We start from the raw sequence: 24406 nt of genomic DNA on the forward strand, positions 1-24406 counted from the left end.
CGCCCGACCTCCTCCAACCTGGTGGTGCACGGCTCAACCGCCCACGTATCCGACGGTGCCGGGGCCGTATCCGACGAGGGCGGCGAAGCGCTCCCTGCTCTGCTGGTACTGCAGGTAGAGGCCGCCGGCCTGGTGGCCGAAGCCGACGTCGTCGACGGTGATGATCCGCAGTGTGAGCGTCACACGCGCCCTGATCGGGTTCAACTCGCCGTCATGCGCCTCTTCCAGGACCTCGACGTCCACCATCCGCACCGGCAGCACCCGGTGCGGCCCGAGCACCAGGACGGACAGCGGGGCCTGCGCGGGAGCGATCTCCAGGATGCCCCGGGCGGCCAGGTCGCTCTGCCGGTTCAGTTGCGCCGCCGTGGGTGTCACGGCTGTTTCCAGCGCGGAGAGCACGCCGAGCAGTCCACCCCCGGCCGGCTGGGCCACCCCGACCGCTGACGCCAGTTGGTCGGCGGCGTCGAACTCCGCGTCGATCCGGAGGGTCTCCCGCGCCGGTCCACGCAGCCGCAGCGGGTCCTGCCGGTCCCCGGTGTCGTCGGCCGCGCTCTGCGGCAGCAGGGAGCGGGTGACGCCGTCGGGGTTGTACTGGAAGGGCACGACGCGCTGGACGCTGCCCTGCTCGGGGTCGAGGAAGACGAAGCCGCCCCGGCGCGGGCCCGGAGTACTCATGACGTACCGTCACCTGCCTTCGGTCGTGTCCCCAGGGGACGTTGCCCGGCACAGCGCCCGGTGCACGGCAAGGGCGATGGTCCGGCCGAGCCGGGCGTCCCGGCCGCGCGCCGGTCCGACCGCCCCGTCGCCGGGGCGGTCCCGCCCCTTCCTACCGGTTCCGGGGCGTTCGGTGGCGGTGGCGAGGCCGAGCAGCGCGGCGAGTTCCGCCTCGATGGCCGTACACAGCTCCTCCGGCGACGGCGCCGGAACACCGTCCAGCACCAGGTGCCGGATCCGCACCTCCAGCCGGGGCGCCGTCACGTGATCACCACGGCGAGGTCGGTGTCGAACCCCTCGGCGTGCCCGTCGGCGAGCCGACTGTCCACCCCGTCGACCCGCAGCCGCAGCGGGTGGCGTCCCGGCCCGCGCGCGACCAGCCGGAAGCACAGGGTGCGGGTCGCCCGCGCGAACGGCTCGGCGGGCACCGGCCGGTCCGCCACCAGGAGTTCGGCCCGCTGCCCGGGGTGGACCGTGGGCACGCAGTCGACGTTCAGCACGGCCACCCCTCGATCGTCCCGCCGGACGGTCAGGGGGAGCGTGCCCTTGATCCGCGGGGCGACCGTCACGGTCAGCGGCCCGGTGGTGCGCTCAACACCGTCCGGGGCGGTGAGAACGACGGTGGCGGACCACCGGCCCGCTCCCTGGTCCGCGCCCAGGGTGGCCCGCAAGCCGGCGCTGCCCTCGGCCCGGCCCGGCAGCACTACCGGCGGGAGGACCGGGTGCGTCAGTCGCACCGTCGGGGTTCCCGCCCGCAGTCCGCCGCCGGTGAACACCACATCGGTGCCGGGGGCGGCGTGTGCGGGCACCACGGCGCGCAGCACGGGCCAGGCCCCGGCGGCCGATGGCATCGCCTGGGGCCCGGCGCCGGTCGGGCCCGTCCGGAGGACCGGTAGCGGGGCCCGACCGGGCAGGGAGCTGTCGATGAGCACGATCCGGGCCTCGTAGGCCACCGACAGGCGGTAGGCGTGGCCCAGGGCCGTCCACAGCCGGCACAGTTCCTCGGCGGTCGGCGCGGCGGGTGTGAGTCTCACCGGCTCCTGCTGCAGGTGGAGATCGCTGAAGCCCGCGGCGCGCCGGAGATCGGCGGCGCGCAGCTCCGGCCGGTCGTGCAGTGCCGACATCACCGCTCCGATCAGCCGCTCGGGGACCGCGGAGTCCGCCCCGGCCGGCGCGTGCCCGGTGAAGAGGTAGTGCAGGACGAGCGGGAGCGCCGGCCGGCGGGACTCCCCGGGGCGGGTTCCCACCGGATCGGTGTTCCGCCAGGCGGTGTCGACGGAGGTCCGGTACAGGAAGACGTTCAGACTCCCCGGCGTGCCGGCCTCGGCCGGTGTGACCGCCTCGCCCGGATGACGCACCGTCACCACCGCGCCCGGCACCGCGCGCTCCACCCCGTCCCGCAGAACCGCCCGCAGGGTCTCCGTCACCGCGGCGACGGCCAGCGCGTCGCTCATGACCGCCTCCTGAGGTACTCCTCCAGGCTCAGCCTCGGCCGCCGCCGGGGGGCTCCGCCCTGACCGGCGGCCGATGCCACGGCCGTGCGGACCACCAACCGGTCGATGGTGACGCGTACGACGGTGCCCGCTCGAGTCACCGCGGACGCCGCGGCCTCCCCGGTCGGCTCCGCGGCGGAACGCGCCCGGGCCGGGCCGGCTCCACGAGCGGGCCGGGAAGCGGGGCCCGAGGAGAGCACGCCCCGGGCGCTCACAGGGGTGACGACCCCGCCTGCCGGCGACCGCGCGCTCTCGGGAGTGCGGGGGCGGGCGCTGTCCGTGGTGCGGGGGCGCGCGTGGTATGAGGAGCGGGCGGAGGGGGCCGGGGGAGTGGGCAGGGGCGTCAGGGAGACGGGGGATGTCGCGGGGGTGGGCTCCTGCGCGGCGCGGGGGGCGGGCCGGGGGCCGGACCGGTTCGCCGCGGTGACTGGCCGGACGGTGGGGGGAGTGGGGGTGGGAGTGCTGGGGGTCGGCGCTGACACGATGGGCGGGGGTGGTGTGGTGGTGGAGGTGCTCGGGGTGTGGCGAGTCGGCCCGGTCCGGGGTCGGTCCGGTGCCGGTGCGGCGGTGGAAGTGTCGAGGGTCTGGCGGGTGGGCCCCGCGCCGGGCCCATGCGTGGCGGTTGCTGTCTGGGCGGCACGGGAGGTGTGAGGGGACGGCTCTGACGGAGGCGGTGTGACGGCGGCTGAGGGGGGAGTGGGGGACTCGGGGGCGTGGCGGTCGGGCCGGACGGAGTGTGGGCCCGCGTCGATCGAGGGCGCGAGGCCGGGCTCGTTCTGGGGGGCGCACGTCGGCGACGTGCCGGGCGGGGGAGGGAAGGACGGATCTCCCGCGCAGTGCGGGTGGGCCGGGGAGAGCGGCGCGGTAGGAAGTCGATGCGGGGAGCGCGCTGCGGAACCGGTTCCGGTGGAGGGCGGTGGCTCGGCGGAAGGCGGTCGCGTCCCCCGGTCAGGGGACGGCGGCGGGCCGCCTGGAGCCGGCTGGGCCGCCGCGCCCATGGGCCGAGCGGCGAGGTTCCCGGCGGACAGGTCCGCACCGGAAGCGTCACCGGCCCGTCCGCCGGCCGCCACCACGGGCGTCGGCACGTCCACCTCGTGGGCGTGGGCGTGGGAGTGGGCGCCGCCCGACGCCGGACCGCCGGAAGGCCTCCGCCGCGACCGCATCCCGCGCCGCGGCGGAGTCGGGCTCGCGTCCTGCCGGCCGTTCGCGGGGACGGGGACGGACCCCTGCCCGGCGGCATCCGGTGCCGACTGTTCGGGTCCACGGTGGCCGGGCGGATCGCCTACGCGAAGGCAAGGACTTGCCGGCGCCGGGCCGACCTGCGGCCCGAAGGGGACACGGGGAGTCGAGCCGGGCGGAGGCTCCCGCCGGTCCTGGTGGACGGTACGGGGCACGCGCGGGCCGTCGCCCCCGGCCGCCTGCCTTTCCACGTCGGCCGACTCGGCGATCCGCTCCGGACCGTGCTCTTCCTGGCTCCCGTCCCCGCGGCCTGGAGAGTAGCGCTGGTCCAGGGCGTCGCGGTGGCCGAGGCCGTCCCGGCGGTCGCACCGCTCGCCGTCGTCACCCTTCTCGGAGGCCTGCACGTCGAAGGGGAGCAGGCCGGGCGGCGCCGGGTCAGCCCCCACGGCGGGCGGTGTCTCCTCGTCCGCCGCCGTACCCTCGGCATACGGTGGCGCGGGTGCCTGGTGCCGGACCGCCGACTCCCGCGGGGCGTCGTCACCGCCCGGCAGGTGCGGTGCGGACGGGTCGAACACCTGGGGCGCGAGCGGCCGCAGCCACGGTCCGGGTGCGCCCAGGAGCCGGTCCACGAAATCGGTCATCCGGCGCTCACCTCCAGGTAGAACCGGCGGCGGACCGGGCTCACCGACAGCACGTCGGCCTCCGACCAGCCGTAGGCGCGGGCCAGGGCGTGGACCTCGTGCAGGATCCTGCGGGCGCAGCCGGACACGTCGGTCCACAGGTGTTCGGCGACGTCCAGCGACGCCGTCCAACGGTGGTGGCAGAAGGGGCAGTCGAGAGGGAGCAGGGGGTCCGCGCCGGGGTCGAGGTCCGCCAGCCGTCGTGCCACCTCCTCCAGTACCTCGTCCGGCAGGTCAGCGGGCGGGCTGACGTCGACGACGCAACGCCGCAGCAGCGTCTGACGGGCACCGGGAGAGGCGGGATCGACGGCCGCCGCGTCCCGGGCGGTGATGGCCCGGAAGGTCACGGTCGCACCGAGCGCCGTCAGGGACCCCGTGGTGGGCTCGGCCGCCGCGTCCGTGTCATCCGCACCGCCGCTGGGGGGTGGCAGCAGTTCGGCGGCGGTGACGGTGACGTCGAGGCTCTCCCCGCACGCCGGGCAGTCGGCCGCGCACGGCAGGGCGTCGCCGAAGGCAGCGCACCGCAACTCCAGCAGCAGGCTGTTGAGGGTGCCCAGGGGCAGGTCCGCGGCGCCCTGCCCGGTCGGCGCCGCAGCCGCCGCGAGGAGCAGCCGGCGAGCCGCAGGCACCTCGGCGAGTCCGCGCTCCCACAGGTCCAGCACGACCGCTTCCGTCAGCCGGCACGGCACGCCGCTCACCCGGCTGTATCGGTGAACTGCGGCTCCTGCGGTGGGTTGGTGTGCTCCCGCACCCAGCCGTGATGCTCCACCTTGATGTGCTCGAAGGCGACGCCGTTCGAACCGGCGTCGAGTTCGGGAAGCCCCTGGTACTCCGACACCCAGCAGTCGTGGACGGAGTAGGACAGCACCTGTTGTCCGCCCTCGTCGAAGACGTCGATGATCAGGTCGCGGCGGAAGTCCTTGAGGGAGGTCTCCAGACCGCCCGCAGAGTTCTTCAGGCTCCACACCCGGTTGGCCCACTCCTCGAAGGCCGTGTCGGTGGTGCAGCCGCGTTCCAGGGTGATGGCCTCGTACTCGGTGCGGCCCGGGAGCTTGCGGCTGGTGCCCGGGTCCCCGCCGTCTCGGTGCCGGATGACCTCGGTCGTCCGCCTGAGCCCGCTGACCTTGCTGATTCCCGCGATGTAGGCGGTCTCCCCACTGAACTTCACCCGGAACCGGAAGTTCTTGAAGGGGTCCCGGCGCGTGACTTCCGGCATCGGTCGTCCTCCTAGACCTGGATCTGCCCGGCGAGTTGCTGGATGTGCACGATCACGAACTCGGCGGGCTTGAGCGGAGCGAAGCCCACCTGGACGTTGACGATCCCCCGGTCGATGTCGTTCTGCGGGTTGGTGTCCTTGTCGCACTTGACCAGGTACGCCTCCTGAGGCGTGCGTCCCTGGAACGCCCCCGCACGGAACAGCGAGTTCATGAAGGCGCCGACGTTCAACCGGATCGAGGCCCACAACGGTTCGTCGTTCGGCTCGAACACCACCCACTGCGTGCCGCGGAACAGGCTCTCCTCGATGAAGAGCGCCAGCCGCCGCACCGGGAGGTACTTCCACTCGTCGGCGAGGCGGTCGGCCCCGCGCAGGGTGCGAGCCCCCCAGGCGACGGGCCCGGCGGCGGGCAGCCGCCGCAGGCAGTTGACCCCGACCGGGTTCAGCCGTCCGATCTCCCGGTCGGTCAGCGCAACTTCGAGGTCGGTGACGCCGCTGAGCGAGGCGTCCGTGCCGGCCGGGGCCTTCCAGACCCCCCGCTGGACGTCCGTACGGGCGAGGACGCCTGCCATCACCCCGGAAGGTGGAAAGGCGCGTACGGCACCACTGCGGAGCGGGTCGGGGGCGAGGACGCGGGGGTAGTAGACGGCGGCGTTCCGGCCGGCCTCGCCCAGCTCCACGTCCGCCAGCCGGTCGAGGAGGGTGCCCACCACCCCGGCGGGCGAGCCGCCGGTCGGCTCACCGGTCCATGACGCGGGCGGATCGACCAGGAGCACGGCGCGCCGCTCGACACACAGGTTGAGCGCGTCGGTCACCAGCGGCTTCACCGGCACCAGGTCGCTGAGCCAGTGCAGGTCGGGCAGACACAGGACGTTGAAGATGTCCGTCTTCAACAGTTGGTACAGCCCCTGCTTGTCCGCCCGGCCGTCCGTGTAGGCCGAGGTGTCGCGAGGGCGCTCGTCGTACTTGCCCGCTCCTTCGTCAGGGGCCGCGGACGGAGCGTAGTAGGGCGGGATCCCGCCGGGCGGGCTGCCCTGGGCCCGGTCCGCGAACGGATCGCCGTCCTCCGGTGTCGGGTTGGTCGGCGGTACCTCCATGACCCGCGCCTCGGACGCCCGTACGAGCTGCGAGGACTCCAGCAGGTGTGCGAGGTTGCGCGGGCTGTCCGGTTCGATGCTGACGTTGAGGTAGCGCTCCTCGGCCCCCGTCCGCATATCACGGACCGTCAGGTTGAAGAGGGTCCGTCGCTCGTGCGGACCCGGCTCCTCCGAGGTCTCGTGGTCGACACGCGCGCGCAGATGCCGGGCCCAGCGGCCGGGGGAGGCGGCGCGGAGGGTGAGGACGCTTCCCGCGCCCTCCCCGGCGGAGCCCGTGGCCTTCCGTCCCCCGCCGGGTGGGTTCTGCTTCTCCTGCCCGGAGGTGTCCTCGCCGTCGGTGTCCGGGCTTGCCGCGTCGTCCTTCGGCGTGGGGGCTGCGGGCGACGACCGGGCGTTGTCCCGGCCGGACGACGAGCTGACGCCGAGCGGCAGTGTGAGGGTCTCCACGTGCGGCCCGACCACCCGCACGACCTCGGCCTCGCTCCCGCCGTTCTGGTAGAACTGGTAGACCGCGTAGCTCAGCGGGCAGTCGGGCTGCAGGCCGCCGAAGAAGGCTTCGTAGTCGGCCCAGCCGGTGAGATGGACCGGCCGGTCGGCCGGTCCCCGCGGGGCGTACCCGACGAATGCGGCGACCGACGTGGGCACGCCCGTGATCGTCCTGACGGAACTTCTGACCTCATCGATGTACACACCTGGATAGGTGACGTTGACCGGCATGCCGGCACCTTCTCTCCGTCCTGGATGGGCCTGTCCCGGCCGGTACCGGGCAGTGCGCGGGCGGACTGGCGGCCGCCGGGCGCCAACCTGGAAGAGCGCTGCTCGTGATCCGCGATCACCGTATCCGGATGTCCGCGAACCGGCTCCGCCCAACCAGGTGCGACTGCTTCGAACAGGTGAGACGTGTCGGCTGATCAGCGGGTCCGCGCGGGTCGCCCGCCGCGGCCGTACGACTCTCCGGGCCCGTCCCCTGACGGATGGCACGACCGGCCCCCACGAGGTCGGACAGCCCCGCCCCGCTCGCCGCAAGACGTGGGCACCCTCGCGTGAGTGCGGCCCGGAGCCGGCGTGGAACCACCACGTCGTTCTCGCCCCCGTCGGGTCGGCTCCAGCGCGGCACTCCCGCCTTCCCGGAGGGTCCTCCGCCGGGCCCGCTCGCCCCGGCGTCGACAGCCGTCCCCGTCGGTCGCACACTGAAGTACATGAGGCGTCCTCGGGGGACGGGGAGGTGCTGGACGTGGACTGGTGGATATGGGTGGTGATCGCCCTGGCGGTCGTCGTGCTCGGTGCGGTGTCGGCCCTCGCCGTCCAGGCGCGGCGGCGCAGCGGCGGAGTCATCGCGGGCCAACGCCCTCCGAGAGGCGGAAGGGGGTCACGGCCGTGACCGAGTTCGTGCGGGCCGGCGAGCTGGCCAGGCTGCCGGTCGTGACGCTCGAGGGCGAGGACGTCGGCCAGATCAAGGACATCGTCTTCGACGCCGCCCGCGGCAGCGTCCGCTGCTTCACGCTGAGCGGACGCGGGCTGCTCGCGGGTCCCCTGAAGCGGGACCTGCCATGGAACAAGGTGCACGCCCTGGGGCCGGACGCGGTGATGATCCGGGACGAGAACGCGCTCGCCGAGGACAACCAGACCTCCAAGGACCTCACGGCCTCCGGGGGCGGGAACGTCATCGGAGCCCGGGTGATGACGGAAGGCGGCACCGACCTCGGCAAGATCGTCGATGTCGTCATCTCCGGGGGCCGCCGACCGGCCGTGGCCGGTTACGAGATCGAAACCGCGGCCCAGGGCCACCACCGCGTGCTGCTGCCCGTGATCAAGCCCGTGGCCGTTTCCGGGGAGATGGTCCTCGTCCCCGACGCCACCAGCGAGTTCACCGCCGGCGACCTGACCGGGTTCCCCGAAGCGGCCCGTGGGCTGCGCGGCCGCCTGGAACGGGAGACATGACGATGCTGCTGTTCAGCCAAGCCAAGGGCCGCAGCGTCGTCGGCCTGACCACCGCCGAGACCCTCGCCACCGTCACCGGACTCGCCCTCGCGGCCCACCCCGCGCGCATCGCCGCTCTCCGGGTCAAAGCCAAAGGCCACGGCACCGTCATCACGTGGCAACATGTGCAGGCCTTCGGACCCGACGCGGTGACCGTGCGCTCGGCCGAAGACGTCCAGGCCGAGGCCGACGTCCCGGTCCGGGCCGACAAACACCACGACCCCCTGGGCCGGCGCGTCCTGACCGAGACCGGACACGACCTCGGCCCGGTCGAGGACATCGAGTTCGACGAAGCCAGCGGACACATTCGACGCCTGATCACCGCCGACCAGGACATCGACGGCGACCGGCTGCTGGGCGCCGGCAGCCACGCCGTCGTCGTCGCCGCTCCTTGAACTCGGCGCGTGCCCACCGGACGGCCGCCCCGCCCGGAGGTCCGGCGCCTGACGTCGCGGGGCCACGCCGACGGTCCGGGGGCCGATGTCGCCTCGACTCGGGCCCCGGGTGGAAGGGACGTGATCGCCGATCCGGCGCGCCCGTGGGCTCGGGCGCGTGCACCACCAGCCGACGCTCGGCGACGCGTGGCCGTCCACGGTGACGCCGTGGGGGCGGGCCGGCCCCGCGAAGTCGTGCCGTACCAGCGGGAACGCCGAACCGCCACCCGTCAGGCCACGACCCCCTCCGGCACGTCCACGCCGCGCGCGGTGACCACATGGGCGGTCCCGTCGGCCAGCCGGTAGGACAGGCCCACCACGCCGGCCCGGCCCTCCTCGATCGCCTGCGTCAGGGTGCGGGAGCGGTCCAGCAGCAGATCCACGGTGTGCCGGACGTGCCCGGCGATGAAGTCCGCGTCCTCGGTGTGCCCGGCCGCGTGAGCGGCCAGCACACTGGGCGTCACACGCTCGACCACGTCACGGACGTAGCCCGGAGAGGCCGTGCCGTCCTGGATTGCGGCTCGGGTGGCAGCGACCGCGCCACAGGCATCGTGCCCGAGCACGACGACCAGCGGCGCGCCGAGCACACTGACCGCGTACTCGATGCTGCCCAGCACCTCCGGGCCCATCACATGCCCGGCGGTGCGGACGACGAACAGGTCGCCCAGCCCCCGGTCGAAGATGATTTCGGCAGCCAGACGCGAGTCGGAGCAGCCGAACAGCACGGCGAACGGATTCTGCGCCAGCGCGACCTCGGTACGGCGGGCGGCGTCCTGGTTCGGGTGCTCCACCGAACCGGCGACGAACCGCCGGTTGCCGGCAAGCAGCATCTCGAAAGCCTCAGAGGGCGTCGGGGACTGGGTGTCGGTGTCGGTCATGCCCGCAGGGTACGGCCTGTGCCCTGCGGACACGCGCAGGACCCCGCCCCGGCGGCCCGGCCGGCAGCCAGGACCATCGCGCACACGACAGCTCTCGCACGGGCGGAACGGCCGGTCCTCCGCCCGAGCTCCGCCCGCAGGGCGCTCCGGCGGACGTGATCCGAGTGAGACGCGTCCCTGCTGCCGTGTGGCGGAGGTCACGACGAAGAAGGTTGAACCTGGAGTCGTGTCCAGGATCTAGCGTCGGGTGCATGACCACAGCCATCCTGCCGGGCGCGTCCCGGTTCACCATCGGAGCACTGGCGCGCGCCGGCGGCGTCTCGGTGGACGCCATCCGCTTCTACGAGCGGCAGGGACTTCTCCCGGCCGCGGAGAGGACCAGAGGCGACCACCGCCGCTACCCGCCCGAGGCGCTCGATCGGCTCGACTTCATCCGGGTCGGCCGGCGCCTGGGCCTGAGGCTGGAGGAGATCAAGGACCTGGCGGATGCCTGCGAGCAGGTCCCGGACTGCCCGGTGACCCACGCCGTCGAGGTGTTGCGCGGTCGCATCGCGGCCGTGGAGCGACAGATGGAGGAGCTCACCGGCCTGAGGGACCGGCTCGTCGAAGTCGTCGAGAGGATGGAGTCCCATCGGGACGGGGATTTCACCGCGGAGACCGTGATTCCGGTATCAGCGACGGAGAGCGGCCGATGAGCACCCTTCTGACGGCCCCGGCCCGCGCGCTCCACCGTGCCGGCCTGATCGGGGCTCTGGTGACCTTCGCCTGCGCGGTCGTTTTCCAGGTCCTTTCCGCCGCGCACCCGGGGGTGCACCTTCAGCCCACTGACGTGCCGCTGTCCCCCGACGCCTTCCTGCGGCCCCTCGACGACGAGCCGGACGCCGTGCTCGTGTGGATGGCCTTCGACACGGTCTTCGTCGTCGCCTACCTGACCACCTTCGTCGCGGCCAGGGCTCTGACCGTCTCCCGCCTGCTCGGTACCCTCAGCCTCGCCGCGATGATCACAGCGGGTGTCCTGGACATGGCGGAGAACGCCGTGCTCGCCGTCCACGCGGCGCAGGCGTCCGTGATGGACCCGGCCCCCGCGGCGCCGATGATGACCTTGTACGTGATCGCGCAGCTCAAGTCGACCGCCGCGGCCACCGGTATCGCCTTCCTCGCCCTGGCGCTTCCCGCGCGGGACCGGCTGCTGCGCGCGGCGATCGTGGCGGCGGGCGCGTTCGTGCTGGTCACCGCCGCCGGTGTGGCCCGTCCCGAGTTGGCGGGGCTGGAGGCGTTGCCGATCCTGCTGCTCATGGGTCTGCTGGCGGGTGTCTTCGCCGGCCGGCTGAGGAAGCCCGCCACGGCTCCGTCCGCCGTGGCGGAGGCGGCGTAGCCGCACGGGAGCGCCGGGCCGCCTGTACCACCGGGTCGGCGTAGCGCTACGGGAGCGCTGGGCCGCCTGTACCACCGGGTGGCCCGGCTCGACGTTCTCCCGGGGCCCGGTACGGACCGACGTGCGTCACCGTACCCAAGGGTCCGGTGGCCGCGGGCTCGGCGGTGGCCGGTCCGGGACCCGCCGCCTTGCAGGCCCCGCGGGCGGCCATGGTGTCGTCGAAGAGGAGTACCGGGAGCACGGCGATCGCGGCCGGGCCGAGCACGCCGATGACTCCCCAGGCTCGCCGGGCCGGTGCGCTTGCCCGCCGTGCCCCGAGTGTGGGGAACGGGACCACGTGCAAGGGCGGAGGCGCGGAACGGGGCCGCCGCGGCACCTCCATGAAGTTCACCGCGCCGGGGCCGCGTCCCGTCCGGCGCCGAGGGTGAACTCGGCCGCCTCGTGAGGCCGCCCGTTGATCTGGAGTTGCACGCTGTGGAGGCCGGGGTGGTAGCGACGCGTGCTGAGTTCCCGGAAGGAGTGACGGCGGACGGCCGACCAGCGTTCGCCGGGGGCGAGGCTGCGGGAGGTCAGCTTGAAGACCTTCGGGCTGAGAGTGCCGTTCGCCTTGCGGTGGTGGACGACGTAGTCGATGACGAGGGCGGTGGTGCGGGTACCGGTGTTGATGACCTCGTAGCCGAACACGAGATGCTCCCCGATGCGCACCTCGGGTGTGCGGATCTCGGGTCCGACGACCCGAACGGTGACGTCGGGGTCGTGGCCGAGGAGCGCCAGGGCGTCGGCGTGGCCGTTCTTGACGAGGGTGCGCATGCCGTGCCGGGCAACGGCGGGAGTGGTGGACGCCGGGGCGGCGAGCCAGCGGGCGGCCGTGGCGACGGCCGTACTCGGGTGGTCCTTGCTGATGTCGTTGAGGTGGTTGGCCACCGAACGCCTGACGTACGCGCTCGGGTCGCGGTACAGGGCGTCCAGGATGGGCAGGGCCGGGGTCGGGTCGGTGACCAGGCCGGTCAGCCGCGGCGCCCACGGCAGCCGGGGCCGCGTGCCCTCACTCGCCAGCCGGCGCACGTGCTCGTCCGGGTGGCGGGTCCACCCCATGACCGGCCGCAGCGCCCGGGGGAGGTCGTGGCGGAGGAAGGGGCGTACGGCCATCTCCGCGGTCAGCAGCGGAGTGAGTTCGGCGAGCAGGTCCAAAGCGGGCTCGAACACGGCGCTGTCCAGGGCGCGTTCGGCAACTGCCGCGTTGACGGGGAAAGTCATCCAGCCGGTGAAGTCGGGCCGGCGCAGGGCGGCTCGCACGACGTGGGCGAAGGCCGGGTAGTCGTCCGGAAGGTCGGTGAGGACCGCTTCCTTGACCGCGGTGACGCGCCGGCTGAATGTCAGGTCCTCCAGCAGGGCGCCGACTCCGTGGAGGGCGGTGGCCGGTGCGGCGCCCGCTGCCGCCATGACCGAGGCCAGCAGGTCCGTGGTGCGAGGGTTGATCAGTTCGTCGGCCGTGGGCACGGCTGTCCCTTCTCATCGGGGCCGGTACCGGCGGCGCGCCCAGGGTGTGGTCGGGCGTGCCGCCGGTACCGGTTCGGCTACGGCTGGGTGCTGTGCAGAACCCGGGCGTGCCGCATCTCGTGGACCTCGCCGATCAAGCTGAAGAAACCGGCGACGCCGGGCTCTGCGGGCATCTCGCGCGCCGCGCGCGCGGCGGCCTCGGGCGAGGCCCACAGGATGAGGTCGAGGAGCGAGCCGTCCTCGCAGTGGGCGAGGTGTGCGCCGAGGAAGTCGTTTCCGTATCGCTCGCGCAGGAGGGAGATCAGCCGGTCGCGCTGCGCGGTCAGCTTCGCCGGGTCGGTGGTCTCGAAGCGGACGTACTCGATGGTCGCATCCAACGGGGTGTTCCTCTCGATCGTCATGTCACGGATTCACTGGTGGAGATCCGTGATCGACGCTATCACGCATTCAGTGAGTCGAATCCGTGGGTCCGGTAAGTTGGGGTGATGACCCTCAGAAGCCTGCGCGACATGCCGTGGATCGGTGAGCATCCCGTGCTGGATCTGGCCAACACCGTCCTCGTCGGAGCCGGACCCGCGGGCGAGGACGTCGACCTCCTGCGCGATCCGGAGCTCGTGACCGCCTGGCGGGCCAAGGCCGCGGACCGGGCGTCGGCGGACCTCCCGCTGGACGAGCTGACGGAACTGCGCGATCCGGTGCGTATGGTGCTGGACGCCGCGGCACGTCAGGCCCCTCTGCCCGCCACGGTGCGCGAGCGCCTCAACGCCCTGGCCGCGCGCGCACCGGTGACCTTCCACGTCGACGATTCCGGCCGCCTGGCGGAGCGCGAGGCCGGCGGCCCGGCCGCCGGTGCGGTGGCCCGGCGGGCGCTCGCGCTGGCCGCAGGGCCGGAGCAGACCAGGCTGCGCCGCTGCCCCGCCCCCAGTTGCGGGATGTTCTTCCTCGCGCGCAGACGGGACCAGGCGTGGTGTTCGATCGGCTGCGGCAACAGGGCGCGCTCCGCCCGCCGGGGCGGCTGACCGTCCCGGCGCCTCCCCGGCGAGTCGCGGCCCGAATCCGTCAGCCGTCGACGAGTTCGCCGATGAGCCGCTTCATGTGGTTCAGGGAGATGAGGTGGGCGTGGATCCATCTCAGGTAGCCGCTGTCGCGGAGCCGGATGAGGTCGCTGCCGGGGAGGCGGTGCAGTTCCTCGTCGTCCACTGCCATGAAGTCGGTGAAGCTGACGGACCTGCCGTCGCGGTGGCTCGCCGTCATCAGCTCCCGCCGTAGCAGGCCGAGGCGGAGCAGCTCGCTGGTGAACTCCCTGGTCCGCAGGGTGTCCCGTACCCCCTGGAGCACCATGGTGACGGACTCGTCCAGGAAGGGCGTGCGGGAGCCGTCGTCGAAGAAGAGGCGCTTGCCCTCCGTCGTGCTCCACCCCGTGAACTCGGTGTCGATGCAGATGCCGACCTCCTCGTTCCCCAGGTCCACCGGCACGAACGGATAGGCCCGGATCACCCCCGGGATGTAGGTGTGGGGGCGCCAGAGCCCGTCCGGGCCGATGTTCTGGTTGCGGCCCTCCTCCAAGCCCAGAACGACGCAGGGGGCCGGCTCTCCGTCCTTCTCGGCGAAGACGATCGGGTGCGCCAGCGCGGCGTCGTTGAACTCGCCCGCGGTGATCATGGCGAGCTGGAGTGACGCGGCGAACTCGGGCGTCGGTGCCGACGAGATGCGTAGCGACACGTGCGTCTCGTTGCTCAGTCGTTCGAGATGCATGAGATCAGAACTCCCCCGCCTCTTAATCACGGATTTGCTTGTCAAATCCGTGATTAAGGTAGCAGGCTGGCCGGGTCGCCGGCCGTGGAGTCCGAGAGTGCCGGGTGCGACCTGCGGGACGAGTCCGGCGGCGGCCCCTGTGTGTCGAGCGCGGGTCAGGACTCCGGGAAGAGCGTCATCGCCGCCCTGGCGGCTCGTTCGAAGGGCTCGGTGCCTCCGCTCGCCCGGCACAGCACCTGTGCGCCCTCGAGGAGGGCGACCAGCAAGGTGGCCTTCTCCTCGGCCTCGGTGGCCGGGATTCCCGCCTCCCGCAGATTCCGGGTGAGCTGTTCGGTCCACGAGGTGAAGGTCGCGGCGGCGGCCTGGCACAGCTCGCCGTTCTCCTCGTCCGCGGGGACGGTCACGGCGGCCACGGCGCATCCCGCACCTCGGGCGGCGGCCTGGGCGACCGGCCGCGCGAACGCCACGAAGGCCGTTGCGACAGCCCTCGGGTCGGCCGCGCGAAGCTCCGCGAGCCGGGCGCGCACCTCGTGTCCGTGCCGGGTGGTCGCCTCTGCGACCAGCTGGTTCTTGCCGCCGGGGAAGTGATGGTAGATGGCGCCACGGGCCGCCCCGCTGCGCGCGAGCACATCGGTGAACGACATTCCCTGCAAGCCGCGTTCCCGCAACGCGTCGACCGCGGCATCCACCATCCGGCCCCGGGTCTCCTTGGCCATCGTGTTCCGGCCCTCCGTTCGTCTCCCGCTTGACTAGTACGCCCATCCTACTCCAGAGTTGCCCTCGCTAGTACGTCCGTACTAGTCGTCTGTCACCAACCCGATCTGTCAACCGACTTGAGGAGCACACCCATGCCCATCGCCGTCATCGCCGCCGCCGGCGCCCTCACCCCGGCCGGCGAGCGGGAGATCATTCCGCGACTCAGTGACGCTCTCATCGACGTGAGCGGACTGACCGGCAACACCTTCTTCACTCCCATGGTCGCCGGCGTGCTGCACCTGCTCGACCCCCAGCACGTGTACGCGGGCGGAACCAACCGATCCCTCGTACTGGTCGAACTCAAGCTGCCCGACATCGGCCTGCCGTCCGTGGCGGCCCGTGCGGCCTTCATCGAGAGGGCCACCGACATCGCGTACGAGCTCATGTCACCCGGTCACGACCGCGGCGACATCCGGATCAACGTCGTCAACGCCCCGGACGGAGGCTGGGGGATGGGAGGCCACGCCTACACCGGGGAGCGCCTGGTGGACGCCATCACCCAGGCGTCCACCACCGGGACGCACGCCTGACCGGCCTGTCGGCGTACCGGCGACCCGAGACCCGCCCGCGGTGTCTCGGGTCGCCGGAAGGCGCACCGGGCATGCGGTACGTGCGGTACTGCGGTACACCTCGACGCCGGGCTGTCCGCGCGTCGACCACCGGCAAGGAGGGGACCATGAGGGTTTCACGTCTGCGGCACATTCCCGGCATCGGCGTGAACGTGATCGGTGACGCGGCGGATGCCGCCATGGACCCCGACATGCTGCGTCTGGAGAATCTGGACACCGACCTGCGTCCGCCCCGGATCGCGCTCGAGATGACCCGGTCCGCCGTGGAGGACGACACGGCCAACAGTTACCTGCCGTTCCAGGGGCATCGCGGACTGCGGGAGGCCGCCGCCGCCCATGTCACCCGGCTGTCCGGCGTCCACTACGATCCGGCCACCGAGTGCGTGAGCGCCGCCGGAGGGCTCAACGCGCTGCTCAACGTGCTCCTGGCCACGGTGGAGCCCGGCCAGGAGGTCGTCGTCTGCGATCCGGTGTACGCCGGGCTGGTCAACCGGATCCGGCTGGTCGGGGGCGTTCCCCGGCACGTGCGGTGCACTCCCTCGCCCGCGGGCTGGCAGGTCGATCCCGACGAACTCGCCGCAGCGGTGGGGCAGGGCACCGCTGCTGTGCTGGCCATGTCGCCGGCCATGCCGACCGGCGCCCTGCTCGGCCCGAGTCACTGGAACGCTCTCGCCCCGGCCTTGGAGCGGCATGACTGCTGGCTGATCCACAACGCGGCGATGGAGCGCATCCTGTTCGACGACAACCGCCCGGCGCATCCGGCCGCGCACCCCGGCCTCGCGGAGCGGACCCTCACGGTCGGCTCGGCGTCGAAGGAGCTGCGTCTCATCGGCTGGCGGGTGGGCTGGACGGTTGGCCCCGCCCGGATCCTCTCCGACATCGCCCTGGTGGGGATGACCAATGTCGTGTGCCAGGTGGGGATCGCCCAACAGGCCGTCGCCGCGGCGCTCGACGCCCCGACGCCGACGAGGACGTCGCCGCGGCCACGCGCGTCTGGGAGCGGCGCCGCGACATCGTGCTGCGTCAGCTCGACGGCTATCCGCTCATACCCCCGCACGGCGGCTGGTCCCTTCTTCTCGACACCGTCGCACTGGGGCTGACTCCCGGGGAAGCGTCCGAACGCCTGTTCCACCGCGGGCGCGTCGCCGCGACGCCGATGACGGGGTGGGGCCCCAGCGGTGACGGATACCTGCGGCTGGTCTTCGCCAACGAACCCATGGACCGCCTCGGCGACCTGCGCGAACGCTTCCGTACCGCCCTCGGATGACGGCACGTCGCCGAGGCGGCCGGTCGCGTCCGGCAGCCGCCAGGGCGCCTCGTCGTGCATCGGCGCCGATTCCGCCGATCGGCTGCTGAAAAGGCGTCAGGCGCAGGGGCTGCCACGGAGGTATCGCGGGGAGCACCGGCTCGGCCCCGGCGTGCCGGTGGACGACGAGTCGGCGGTGGGACTCGTCGACGACGAGGCGCGGATCGTCCGCCGTCGGAGCCGGTCACGCCTGTCCCCGACGCCCACCGGGAAGCCCGGTTCCGGGACGCCGTCGCCGCCGTAGCGCGCCAGGAGGCGATCTCGTTCACGACACGCTCGGTGAGGCCGACGCCGGCCTCACCGAGACCGAGAACCAGGGCAGGCGCCTCTTCGTTCGCGCCTAGAAGAAGCCCAGCTTCTTCGGCGAGTAGCTCACCAGCAGATTCTTGGTCTGCTGGTGGTACACGACCTCACCCGCCTCTGACCTGCGGCAATGGATGGAATCGCCCGATGCGAAGCCGAGTTGGTCCGTCCCTGGTCCGGATCACTGAGGCCCCCGGGTAGATGCTTGGGAAACCTCGGCGTGCCTCAGCGGCCAGGTCTGCTCCCCGATCCTGCTGCGGCATCTGCGAACGCCTCGAGTGCCCGCAGCGGGCGGCGCGTTGGTGCCCCGCCCCGTGGCGCCCATAGCCGCCTGCGGGGGAATGCGGCTCCGGAGTCTTCCACCTGGTCGGACAGCTACAGCCACGACCCCGCTCATAGCGGCTGTCCTGACACGAGTCCGGTTGCGGCGGATCAGCAGCCGGTGGCTGCCGGGCCGGGGTCCAGCCAGGCCGATGACAGCTCAGTCACATCAACGGTGCTTCTCGGCGCCGACCCCTGCCACCCTGGACGAGCTGATCCCGCTCACCTGCCACGGGATCCAGCGACTGCTGACGACGCTGGTCGACCGGCCCGTGCACACTGCAGTAACTCTGATCCCGGTATCGTGCTTGGGTTGCCTGATATTACGGGGAGGGGCAGCGGTGCCCGAGGTGCAGCGGGAGCAGTACATAGCCGTCGTCGAACGGCTCGCCGGTCGTTGGCTCCCCACCACTGAGCAAGTCCTGCCTGCCGGGCTGCGGGCTCGCCTGATCGGCGAGCGAGCCCTCGACGCCTATGAGGAGGGAGCGGACGACGGCGCCTTGATCGACGCTGTCGCAGCTCTCAGCGCCGCCGATGCCTTAGGCTCCGCAACGCCGGAGCTGCACGAACGGCTCAGCCATTTCACAGCACAGCCCGTGGGGATCACCCGATACGAGACCGTCGCGTCACCGGCCCCCCGTGAACCCGACCCGGACCGCCTTGGTGAGCTGCTCGACCTTGTCGACGCCCGTACCGGCGAGAGCCGGACTCTGGCCCCCATGCCACTGCCTGCAGCCTCGGGGGCTACAAACGGTTACACGGGGGAGGTCTCGGCGTATGAGCTGCTGGCCAGCATCTTGGCGATGCGCGACACCCTCGACCCTACGGAGGTTTGGGCCGACAGTGAGGAGGAGGCTTGGAGGGTGCCCCTACGGTTGGGCCGGACCCACCTCATGCGGTACGCCGACACCCGCAATATTGACGCATTGAACCAGGCCATCGGCGTTCTCCAGGCGGCTGCGGCGTCGGTCGAAGACGATTCCGTCCGGCAGGGGTATGTTCTGCTCGGCGATCTGGCGTTGGCACAGCTCATGCGTTACGACGCTACTGGGCACGCGGATGATCTCAACGAGGCCCTGCACCGAGCCAGGACGGCACAGGGAGCTGCGGTCTCAGAGTGGGCGGGGGCCCGATACCCCGCTTTGTGGCATAGCGTGTTGGGCGCCGCGCTCTGGTTGCGCCACGAGGCCGACGGGGACCCCGCCGACCTCGAAGCCTCGGCCGACGCGTTGTGGGTCGCCGCGCAGCGATGGACCCATGTCACGTCGGTTTCATGGCTGCGTCTGACCGGGGCGATCCAACGGCAGCAGTACGCGCTGTCGCGGCAGGCCGCTTACCTGGAAAGGGCGTTGGTCCAACACCGCCGCATCGCCACGGCGCAGATGCTCGTACACGATGCGACGGTGCTGCGCGAGACATGGGCAAGCGTGGGCTACACCCATCTTGCTGAGTACGAACGGTCCCGCGAGCCGGACGAGCTGGACCGCGCCGTGCAACACCTCACCCGCGCACTGGAGACCGACGAGCTCCAGGAGCGCGACTCCGCTGCTCGGCTTGAGTGGACCCGCGTGCTCGTCTCAGGGCATCGTCTGCGCGTCGAGTACAGCGCTGACCGTGACGCCTTGGAAGACCTCGTCGCCACCCTCGCGGGGGTGGTGGCAAATGCGCCCGCGGACTCTCCAGAGCGTGCTGCATGGCTCGGTGCCCTTGGTGAGACTCTCTTGCGGAGATATGAACTGGCGGGCGAGGCAGACGACTTGCGGACCGCTCGTAGTCTCCTGGAGCGCGCCGAGGACCGCTCGGCACTAGCCACCGTCTGCCATCTCCTGTACCAGCACAGCAGCGACTTGCATGCGCTGGACGACGCCGTGCGCATGGGAGCGGAAGAGGTGCGCAGGACGGCTGGCCCCGAGGGAGCGCACGTGACGGCGGCGGCCGGGCTCGGTCTGGCCCTGCTGTCCCGCGCCGAGGTGCTGCGCGCTCCGATGGATGCAATGGCTGCTGCGCGTCTCCTGGATCACTGCCTGCAGTGGGGTGATCAGTCCGAGGTGCGTCTAGCCTCACTGCGGGCCGAGTTCGGGTGCGCTCTGCTGAATCTGCTTGAGCTGCCGGTCGCCGGCGTCGGGGCCGTGCCCGGCTACGAGGGCGATCCTCTGGAGGATGCGGTCGTGGCCCTGGTGGACGCGCTGGACGTCGTCCGGAACCACGAGGGGGACTGCTCGCGTATCTACGATCTTCTCACTCGGGCGAACGCGGCGGCGAGTTTGGTCATCGCACGTGAGGAGAGGCTGGGCGAGGGCCCCGGCCGGCTGCGCGGGGAACGGCCGGTCTGGATGCGTGTGCGCGCGGCACTTGACGAGTGGGCCGTCGAGTCGGGACGCTCTCGGCTTCCCAGAAGCGGCGACTGGCGCGACGCCCTGCGTGAGGAGCCAGTCACCATGCGGGGGGCGCTGCGTGAGCGCATCGTCGACACCCTCATCCGCCACCTTGGTGACCGATCTGCCGAACAGGTTCGCCGGGTCGTGGGCGAAGCAGACGTGCTAGCCAGGGCCTGTCTGGAGGCCGGGGACGCCGAGGCCGCTCTCGAACTGGTCGAATCGGGCCGGACCCTGGCCGAGGAGGTGGCGTCCGGCGCAGCCACCGTCACCGGTTCGACGCTGGAGGAGCACCGGCGCATGCGGAGGGCGCGACGGCTGGAGATCACCGGGCCGACCGGCACCCGGCTGCCACAGCTCATGACCGGCCCGGCATCGACGCGGTCGGGGGACGCCCTGCGGGCCTCCTTGCTTGACGCCCTGTCGAGCACCACGGAGTTGCTCGCGCACGGCTGGCCCGCACATCTGTGCCGGACGCTGGGCGTGGACGCCGTGGTGTACCTCTTGGCCGGCCGTCGCCATGGATGGGCCCTCGTACTGCACTCGACCGGACGACTCCATGCGCTGCGGCTTTCGCAACTGCGCTCCGATGCACCGGACCTGGTCAACTTCACCGCCGCGCACGACCAGCAACTTCGAGGAGTCGCGAACACGGCGCCGGGTGATGCGTGGCGCGGGGCGCTGCGCAAGGTCTGCGACTGGGCTTGGCGAGCAGCGGTCAAGCAGCTCTTCGAGCATTTCTCGGCCTCGGGGTCCCAGACAACGCCACGGATCGTCCTGATCCCGTCCGGGACACTGGGCCTGGTGCCCTGGCACGCGGCACGGCACCGGGTGCGCCGGAATGACGGCAGCTCGATGCACCGCTTCGCAATCGAGGCCATGTCCGTCAGCTACGCGTCCTCGCTGGGGATGTTGACCCGGTTCGCCACCCGTTCCTTGGCACCGCTCGCGGGGAGTGGGCTCGTGGTCTTTGACCCCACGGGCGATCTGCCCCATGCCCGCCAGGAGGGCGAAGACGTCTACCGCTGGTTCTATGCCAAGGGGCAGCGGCTCGGCGGCTCCGGCGAGAGCGCGGCGCCCGCCACGCCCGCCGCTGTCCTCACCGCGCTACAGGGTCATGAGGCCGAACGCGGCCACCCAGTGGCTCACTTCGCCTGCCACGCGCGCAATGGCGTCCCCGCGACGGACTCGTACTTGATGCTGGCCGGCGGGCAGCGGCTGCGGGCCGGTCGCCTTCTTGGTCTGGCCCACGGCAACAGCGCCGCACGGAGCACGCAGGCCCTGGTGGTCCTGTCCGCCTGCGCGACGGCGGTGCCGGGAGCGCACTACGACGGCGCTCTGAGCCTGTCGACGGCATTCGTCGCGGCGGGGGCAGCCGCCGTGGTGGGGTCGCTGTGGCACGTGGAAGATGCCACGACCGCCGCGTTGATGCGGGACTTCCACACTCTGCTCAACCTCGACGGAATGCCGCCTGCCGAAGCGCTGCGCACCGCCCAGCTGCGGCTGCTGCGCGAGGCCCGCGCCCGGACCCGAGGACAGAGCCCCAAGGCCAGGACTTCGGCGGAGGACCCCTTCTTCTGGGCCGCATTCGTCCATCAGGGCCGGGGGCATCCGACGGCGCCACCCGCTGACGGAGCCTCGTCGGCGATCGCTGAGCTCCCCGACAACCCCACGGATGGCGGCGGCTCGTCCGATGGCTCCGGGTTCAGACTGCCGATCTTCCCGAGTCTGCCGGGGCCTGGATCGGCTGAGATCGTATGGACCTGCCCGGTGACCGACTGTGCCGAGGAGGCGATCGGCGATGATGACTCGCCCTACGCCGCCGATTGCTGTCCTGCGCATCCCGATAGCGCCTTCGTCAACTCGGCGTAGGTGGTTGCTGTGGGCGGACTCGTCAAGGGATTCCTGGAGCCGATCGCGAAGCGCTGGAGCGCTGCGATGGGCGGTCCGTTGCTGCTGTTCTGGCTTGCGGGCACGTTGATCGTGCTGTGGCGCCGCGATGACGGCGCCCATCCATGCCGCACCACCGAGTCATGGACACGCGTGTATTGCGGCATCGCCGCGCAGCAACCGGTGGGTCCCCTCGTGCTGTCCGCGGCCGCACTCGCACTCGTGGTGGTGTCCGCCTGGGCGGCCTCGGCGTCGGCTCCCTTCGTGCTCGAAGTCTTGGCGGGCCGCTGGGGCACGTCCCGGCCTGCGCTCGCGTACACCCGGCGCCGCATCGCGCGGCACCGTGCCCGGCGCGCCGCATTCGCACGACGTTCGGAGCCGCCGGCGGGGCTGAGCGGGGATGCCCTCGGCGCCTGGCAGGTGCAGACTGGCTGGCATGCCGCGCGTAGTCGGGCGGCATCCGCGCGCTATCCGCGGCCGCGCGACCCGGAACGGTTGTTGCCCACGACACTGGGCAACGCGCTGATCTCGGTGTCCGCCGAGACGCGCCGCAAGTATGGTCTCGAACTGAGCGTCTGCTGGGACCCGTTCGTCAAAGCACTGGAGGCCCCCGACCGCGATGACCTGACGGCAGCGGCGACCCGTGTCTTCGCCCGGGTGCAGGCACTGATGTGCTCGGCGGCCACCACACTCTGGGCGGTGCTCCTGCCCGGCTGGTGGCCGCGCCTGTTCTGGATCACGGTGTGCGTCCTGTTGGTCGGGGCGGCGCACCGGGCGCTGCGCGCGGGCGTGGACGCCTACTGCCGACATGTCGGGGACATCTTCGCCCTCCACCGGGTCCGGCTCTATCGGGCGCTCGGGATCACCCCGCCGGCTTCGAGTGCGCAAGAGGTGACCTCCGGCGAGATCCTGAGCGCCGCCTTGTCCCTGTCCCTCAGCACGCTGCCGAACGGCTCGACTCCTATTCCTTACGACTGGTCCCTCTAGCAACACAATGAGCGTTTTCCCGGACGCAGTCGGCTGTCCAGTCCGAGTTGGTCCGGATGCTGGACGAGGCGGCGGCGCTGACGCTGGGTGTGCGTAGTCCGGCTATGACTTCACAGAACAGCTAGGCGAGCTGGTGGTCCGTGCCGCTGTGCATGTGGACTCGGTGTCCAATGAGCCTGCAAGTGACAATTTTGAAGTGGGTTTTCGGACACGAGCTTTCTATGCTGGCGTACTCGGGAGAACGGGGGTCAATATGGGCAAGGGCCGGAAGAAGACGGGACGGACACCTCCTCAAGGGTTGGGCCGACGACTCGCAGGTATGGACATGGCCAGCATGCAGGCTCTGCTCACTGCGGCGGGCGCCAGTCCCGGAACGCGGCACAGATGGGCGTCGGTCGGGTACCTCCTTCAGCAGTTGCTGACTGCGCCGCCAACCGGGTGGTCTTCCGCCAAGGCTGTGACCGTGGGCGGGCTACTGGACGCATGCCGCCGGGAAGCGCCCTGGCTGGCTGGACTGGAGGATTTCGTTCCGTCCGATCCCCGTCAGGTCGTGCTCACGCGGCTCGGTGATGAGGTGCTGCGGCTGGCTCCCGGTCAGGTGGAGAGGCCACTGGCCGACATCACGCGCTGGAAGACGGTGGCTCAGGCGACGGATTCGGTACTGGTGCCCGAGCTGGGGTTCGGGATCTCCGAATACGTCGAGGTGGGATTGCGGTACGCCGATCTTGCCATTCGGGCATTGGCCTCATCGTGGCCCGATGGGGACGTGCCGACAGAGGGTCCCGCAAAGTTGACCGACCAGGAACTGGCGGCGGCAGAGGTCCTTCTGAGCATGCCGGTGGAGGCGATGGTCGCCCCCTCCGAAACACTGCGGGCCGCGCTCAACTGGGCTACCGCACAACAGGCGGAGCCGATTTACGATCCCCGTTCCCCGCAGAGTACTTTCGGCAGGTACTTGGCCGTTTCCCATCAGCAATCCGACGATGACGCAGCGAGGTTCTGGCTACCGTTGGGCTTTCTGCCCGAGAGCCTGGGACAGGGCGTCGTTGATCTCGCTCGCCACGCCGCCTCGTCAGAAGCGAACGTCAGCCTGCGCTTTGCCCAGCTCGCAGCTGAACGTGCACGCCGAGCTCTGTGGCGGTTCTCGGACAAGATTCTCGGCCCTCCTGATACAAGCAGCGGCCCGGCTGTCTCCCCTCGCGACGTTGTGCAGTGGGTGGTGATGTTCGGCCCTGCCAGGGCGTTGCTGGTACAGCTCTTCGCGCGCCCTCATCTGCAAGACGCTCAGTTGCGGGAGGAACCAGCAGCGCTGCGGATCAGCAGGCATGCCCGCGCCCATCCGGACGAAGAGGTTCGTGTCCCGCTGCCCGGCGGGTCCTTGACCCTTCCCGCGGGGACGGAGATCGTTCCGCTTCTCCTCGTCGCCTCTGCAGGCCATCTTGTTGCGCCCCAGCGACCGGGGCTTGCCGCTATGTCCCTTGAGGATCTGCTCTGGGCCTCGACCACCGCCGACAGCGACACGGACCTCTATACCTTTTGCCGTGAACTTGCCGCACCGAACAGACCCCACATGATTGTCTGGGAAGCAATTGACCTAT

Annotated in this window: 21 protein-coding genes and 1 pseudogene; 11 read left to right on the forward strand and 11 right to left on the reverse strand. The window is 71.6% G+C overall.

Going from position 1 to position 24406, the window contains the following annotated elements:
• Positions 1–33 precede the first annotated feature (33 nt).
• Genes ACSLTV_RS32680 through ACSLTV_RS32690 form a run of 3 tightly spaced genes read right to left on the reverse strand, consistent with a single transcriptional unit; the run spans position 34 to position 2168 of the window.
• Positions 34–675, reverse strand: a complete 642-nt coding sequence (locus tag ACSLTV_RS32680) for a hypothetical protein (RefSeq protein WP_432139840.1) — start codon at positions 673–675, stop codon at positions 34–36.
• A 9-nt stretch (positions 676–684) separates the two neighbouring features.
• Positions 685–978, reverse strand: a complete 294-nt coding sequence (locus tag ACSLTV_RS32685) for a hypothetical protein (RefSeq protein ID WP_432139841.1) — start codon at positions 976–978, stop codon at positions 685–687.
• On the reverse strand, positions 975–2168 hold the full coding sequence (locus tag ACSLTV_RS32690; protein ID WP_432139842.1) for a DUF4255 domain-containing protein: 1194 nt from the start codon (positions 2166–2168) through the stop codon (positions 975–977). Before ACSLTV_RS32690 ends, ACSLTV_RS32685 begins: the two co-directional genes overlap by 4 nt.
• 1499 nt (positions 2169–3667) lie before the next feature.
• Between ACSLTV_RS32690 and ACSLTV_RS32695 the strand changes: the two genes are divergently transcribed.
• Positions 3668–4048: a hypothetical protein gene (locus tag ACSLTV_RS32695; protein ID WP_435613427.1), complete on the forward strand. Its 381-nt coding sequence runs from the start codon at positions 3668–3670 to the stop codon at positions 4046–4048.
• Here ACSLTV_RS32695 and ACSLTV_RS32700 read toward each other — a convergent pair.
• The 3 genes from ACSLTV_RS32700 to ACSLTV_RS32710 are packed head-to-tail and all read right to left on the reverse strand — an operon-like array spanning position 4024 to position 7096.
• Positions 4024–4764, reverse strand: a complete 741-nt coding sequence (locus ACSLTV_RS32700; protein ID WP_435613428.1) for a hypothetical protein — start codon at positions 4762–4764, stop codon at positions 4024–4026. The two genes, ACSLTV_RS32695 and ACSLTV_RS32700, sit on opposite strands and share 25 nt — an antisense overlap.
• Positions 4761–5282, reverse strand: coding sequence for a phage tail protein (locus tag ACSLTV_RS32705; protein WP_432139844.1), 522 nt, complete (start codon positions 5280–5282; stop codon positions 4761–4763). Before ACSLTV_RS32705 ends, ACSLTV_RS32700 begins: the two co-directional genes overlap by 4 nt.
• An 11-nt stretch (positions 5283–5293) precedes the next feature.
• Positions 5294–7096, reverse strand: a complete 1803-nt coding sequence (locus ACSLTV_RS32710) for a phage tail sheath C-terminal domain-containing protein (protein ID WP_432158134.1) — start codon at positions 7094–7096, stop codon at positions 5294–5296.
• 660 nt (positions 7097–7756) lie between these two features.
• Here ACSLTV_RS32710 and ACSLTV_RS32715 point away from each other — a divergent pair.
• Both ACSLTV_RS32715 and ACSLTV_RS32720 read left to right on the forward strand, forming a co-directional pair.
• Entirely contained in the window at positions 7757–8320 is a 564-nt protein-coding gene (locus ACSLTV_RS32715; protein WP_432139846.1) for a PRC-barrel domain-containing protein, read from the forward strand.
• Entirely contained in the window at positions 8317–8754 is a 438-nt protein-coding gene (locus ACSLTV_RS32720) for a PRC-barrel domain-containing protein (protein WP_432139847.1), read from the forward strand. The genes ACSLTV_RS32715 and ACSLTV_RS32720 overlap by 4 nt, the downstream gene beginning before the upstream one ends.
• Before the next feature lie 269 nt (positions 8755–9023).
• Here the strand turns inward: ACSLTV_RS32720 and ACSLTV_RS32725 are convergent, their stop codons facing one another.
• A complete protein-coding gene (locus tag ACSLTV_RS32725) occupies positions 9024–9671 on the reverse strand; it encodes a carbonic anhydrase (RefSeq protein ID WP_432139848.1) in 648 nt (215 codons plus the stop codon).
• A 251-nt stretch (positions 9672–9922) separates the two neighbouring features.
• Here ACSLTV_RS32725 and ACSLTV_RS32730 point away from each other — a divergent pair, with 251 nt between their 5' ends.
• Complete coding sequence (locus ACSLTV_RS32730; protein WP_432158135.1) at positions 9923–10366, forward strand: MerR family transcriptional regulator; 444 nt, start codon at positions 9923–9925, stop codon at positions 10364–10366.
• On the forward strand, positions 10363–11046 hold the full coding sequence (locus ACSLTV_RS32735) for a hypothetical protein (RefSeq protein WP_432158136.1): 684 nt from the start codon (positions 10363–10365) through the stop codon (positions 11044–11046). The genes ACSLTV_RS32730 and ACSLTV_RS32735 overlap by 4 nt, the downstream gene beginning before the upstream one ends.
• Before the next feature lie 387 nt (positions 11047–11433).
• Here ACSLTV_RS32735 and ACSLTV_RS32740 read toward each other — a convergent pair whose 3' ends face one another.
• Positions 11434–12546, reverse strand: coding sequence for a DNA alkylation repair protein (locus tag ACSLTV_RS32740; protein WP_432157442.1), 1113 nt, complete (start codon positions 12544–12546; stop codon positions 11434–11436).
• 77 nt (positions 12547–12623) lie between these two features.
• The gene (locus ACSLTV_RS32745; RefSeq protein ID WP_432136088.1) at positions 12624–12947 is read right to left on the reverse strand and encodes a hypothetical protein; all 324 of its coding nucleotides are present in this window, start codon (positions 12945–12947) and stop codon (positions 12624–12626) included.
• Between the two features lie 84 nt (positions 12948–13031).
• On the opposite strand from ACSLTV_RS32745, the gene ACSLTV_RS32750 reads away from it, so the two are divergent.
• On the forward strand, positions 13032–13565 hold the full coding sequence (locus ACSLTV_RS32750; protein WP_432136089.1) for an ABATE domain-containing protein: 534 nt from the start codon (positions 13032–13034) through the stop codon (positions 13563–13565).
• A 40-nt stretch (positions 13566–13605) separates the two neighbouring features.
• Here ACSLTV_RS32750 and ACSLTV_RS32755 read toward each other — a convergent pair whose 3' ends face one another.
• Positions 13606–14301: a SapC family protein gene (locus ACSLTV_RS32755; protein ID WP_432136090.1), complete on the reverse strand. Its 696-nt coding sequence runs from the start codon at positions 14299–14301 to the stop codon at positions 13606–13608.
• Positions 14302–14456: 155 nt separating this feature from the next.
• Positions 14457–15017 (reverse strand): TetR/AcrR family transcriptional regulator, encoded by a 561-nt coding sequence (locus ACSLTV_RS32760; RefSeq protein ID WP_432136091.1) that lies wholly within the window; start codon positions 15015–15017, stop codon positions 14457–14459.
• A 132-nt stretch (positions 15018–15149) separates the two neighbouring features.
• Between ACSLTV_RS32760 and ACSLTV_RS32765 the strand changes: the two genes are divergently transcribed.
• The 5 genes and pseudogenes from ACSLTV_RS32765 to ACSLTV_RS32785 all read left to right on the forward strand — a co-directional run.
• Complete coding sequence (locus ACSLTV_RS32765) at positions 15150–15587, forward strand: hypothetical protein (RefSeq protein ID WP_432157440.1); 438 nt, start codon at positions 15150–15152, stop codon at positions 15585–15587.
• Between the two features lie 146 nt (positions 15588–15733).
• Entirely contained in the window at positions 15734–16726 is a 993-nt protein-coding gene (locus ACSLTV_RS32770; protein ID WP_435613429.1) for a pyridoxal phosphate-dependent aminotransferase, read from the forward strand.
• Between the two features lie 1171 nt (positions 16727–17897).
• Positions 17898–21803: a CHAT domain-containing protein gene (locus ACSLTV_RS32775; RefSeq protein ID WP_435613430.1), complete on the forward strand. Its 3906-nt coding sequence runs from the start codon at positions 17898–17900 to the stop codon at positions 21801–21803.
• A gap of 9 nt (positions 21804–21812) precedes the next feature.
• On the forward strand, positions 21813–22808 hold the full coding sequence (locus ACSLTV_RS32780; RefSeq protein WP_435613431.1) for a hypothetical protein: 996 nt from the start codon (positions 21813–21815) through the stop codon (positions 22806–22808).
• Positions 22809–23133: 325 nt separating this feature from the next.
• Positions 23134–24406 (forward strand): annotated as a pseudogene (locus ACSLTV_RS32785) (hypothetical protein); the annotation flags it as partial.

Source organism: Streptomyces sp. bgisy159 (assembly GCF_965341775.1).
Classification (GTDB): domain Bacteria; phylum Actinomycetota; class Actinomycetes; order Streptomycetales; family Streptomycetaceae; genus Streptomyces.

Excerpts from the sequence above, each read along its gene's own strand:
- ACSLTV_RS32680 (WP_432139840.1), bottom strand. The coding sequence starts at position 675 with ATGAGTACTCCGGGCCCGCGCCGGGGCGGCTTCGTCTTCCTCGACCCC.
- ACSLTV_RS32725 (WP_432139848.1), bottom strand. The coding sequence starts at position 9,671 with ATGACCGACACCGACACCCAGTCCCCGACGCCCTCTGAGGCTTTCGAG.
- ACSLTV_RS32745 (WP_432136088.1), bottom strand. The coding sequence starts at position 12,947 with ATGACGATCGAGAGGAACACCCCGTTGGATGCGACCATCGAGTACGTC.
- ACSLTV_RS32765 (WP_432157440.1), top strand. The coding sequence starts at position 15,150 with ATGCCCATCGCCGTCATCGCCGCCGCCGGCGCCCTCACCCCGGCCGGC.
- ACSLTV_RS32770 (WP_435613429.1), top strand. The coding sequence starts at position 15,734 with ATGAGGGTTTCACGTCTGCGGCACATTCCCGGCATCGGCGTGAACGTG.
- ACSLTV_RS32710 (WP_432158134.1), bottom strand. The coding sequence starts at position 7,096 with ATGCCGGTCAACGTCACCTATCCAGGTGTGTACATCGATGAGGTCAGA.
- ACSLTV_RS32735 (WP_432158136.1), top strand. The coding sequence starts at position 10,363 with ATGAGCACCCTTCTGACGGCCCCGGCCCGCGCGCTCCACCGTGCCGGC.
- ACSLTV_RS32690 (WP_432139842.1), bottom strand. The coding sequence starts at position 2,168 with ATGAGCGACGCGCTGGCCGTCGCCGCGGTGACGGAGACCCTGCGGGCG.
- ACSLTV_RS32720 (WP_432139847.1), top strand. The coding sequence starts at position 8,317 with ATGACGATGCTGCTGTTCAGCCAAGCCAAGGGCCGCAGCGTCGTCGGC.
- ACSLTV_RS32755 (WP_432136090.1), bottom strand. The coding sequence starts at position 14,301 with ATGCATCTCGAACGACTGAGCAACGAGACGCACGTGTCGCTACGCATC.
- ACSLTV_RS32705 (WP_432139844.1), bottom strand. The coding sequence starts at position 5,282 with ATGCCGGAAGTCACGCGCCGGGACCCCTTCAAGAACTTCCGGTTCCGG.
- ACSLTV_RS32760 (WP_432136091.1), bottom strand. The coding sequence starts at position 15,017 with ATGGCCAAGGAGACCCGGGGCCGGATGGTGGATGCCGCGGTCGACGCG.
- ACSLTV_RS32750 (WP_432136089.1), top strand. The coding sequence starts at position 13,032 with ATGACCCTCAGAAGCCTGCGCGACATGCCGTGGATCGGTGAGCATCCC.
- ACSLTV_RS32730 (WP_432158135.1), top strand. The coding sequence starts at position 9,923 with ATGACCACAGCCATCCTGCCGGGCGCGTCCCGGTTCACCATCGGAGCA.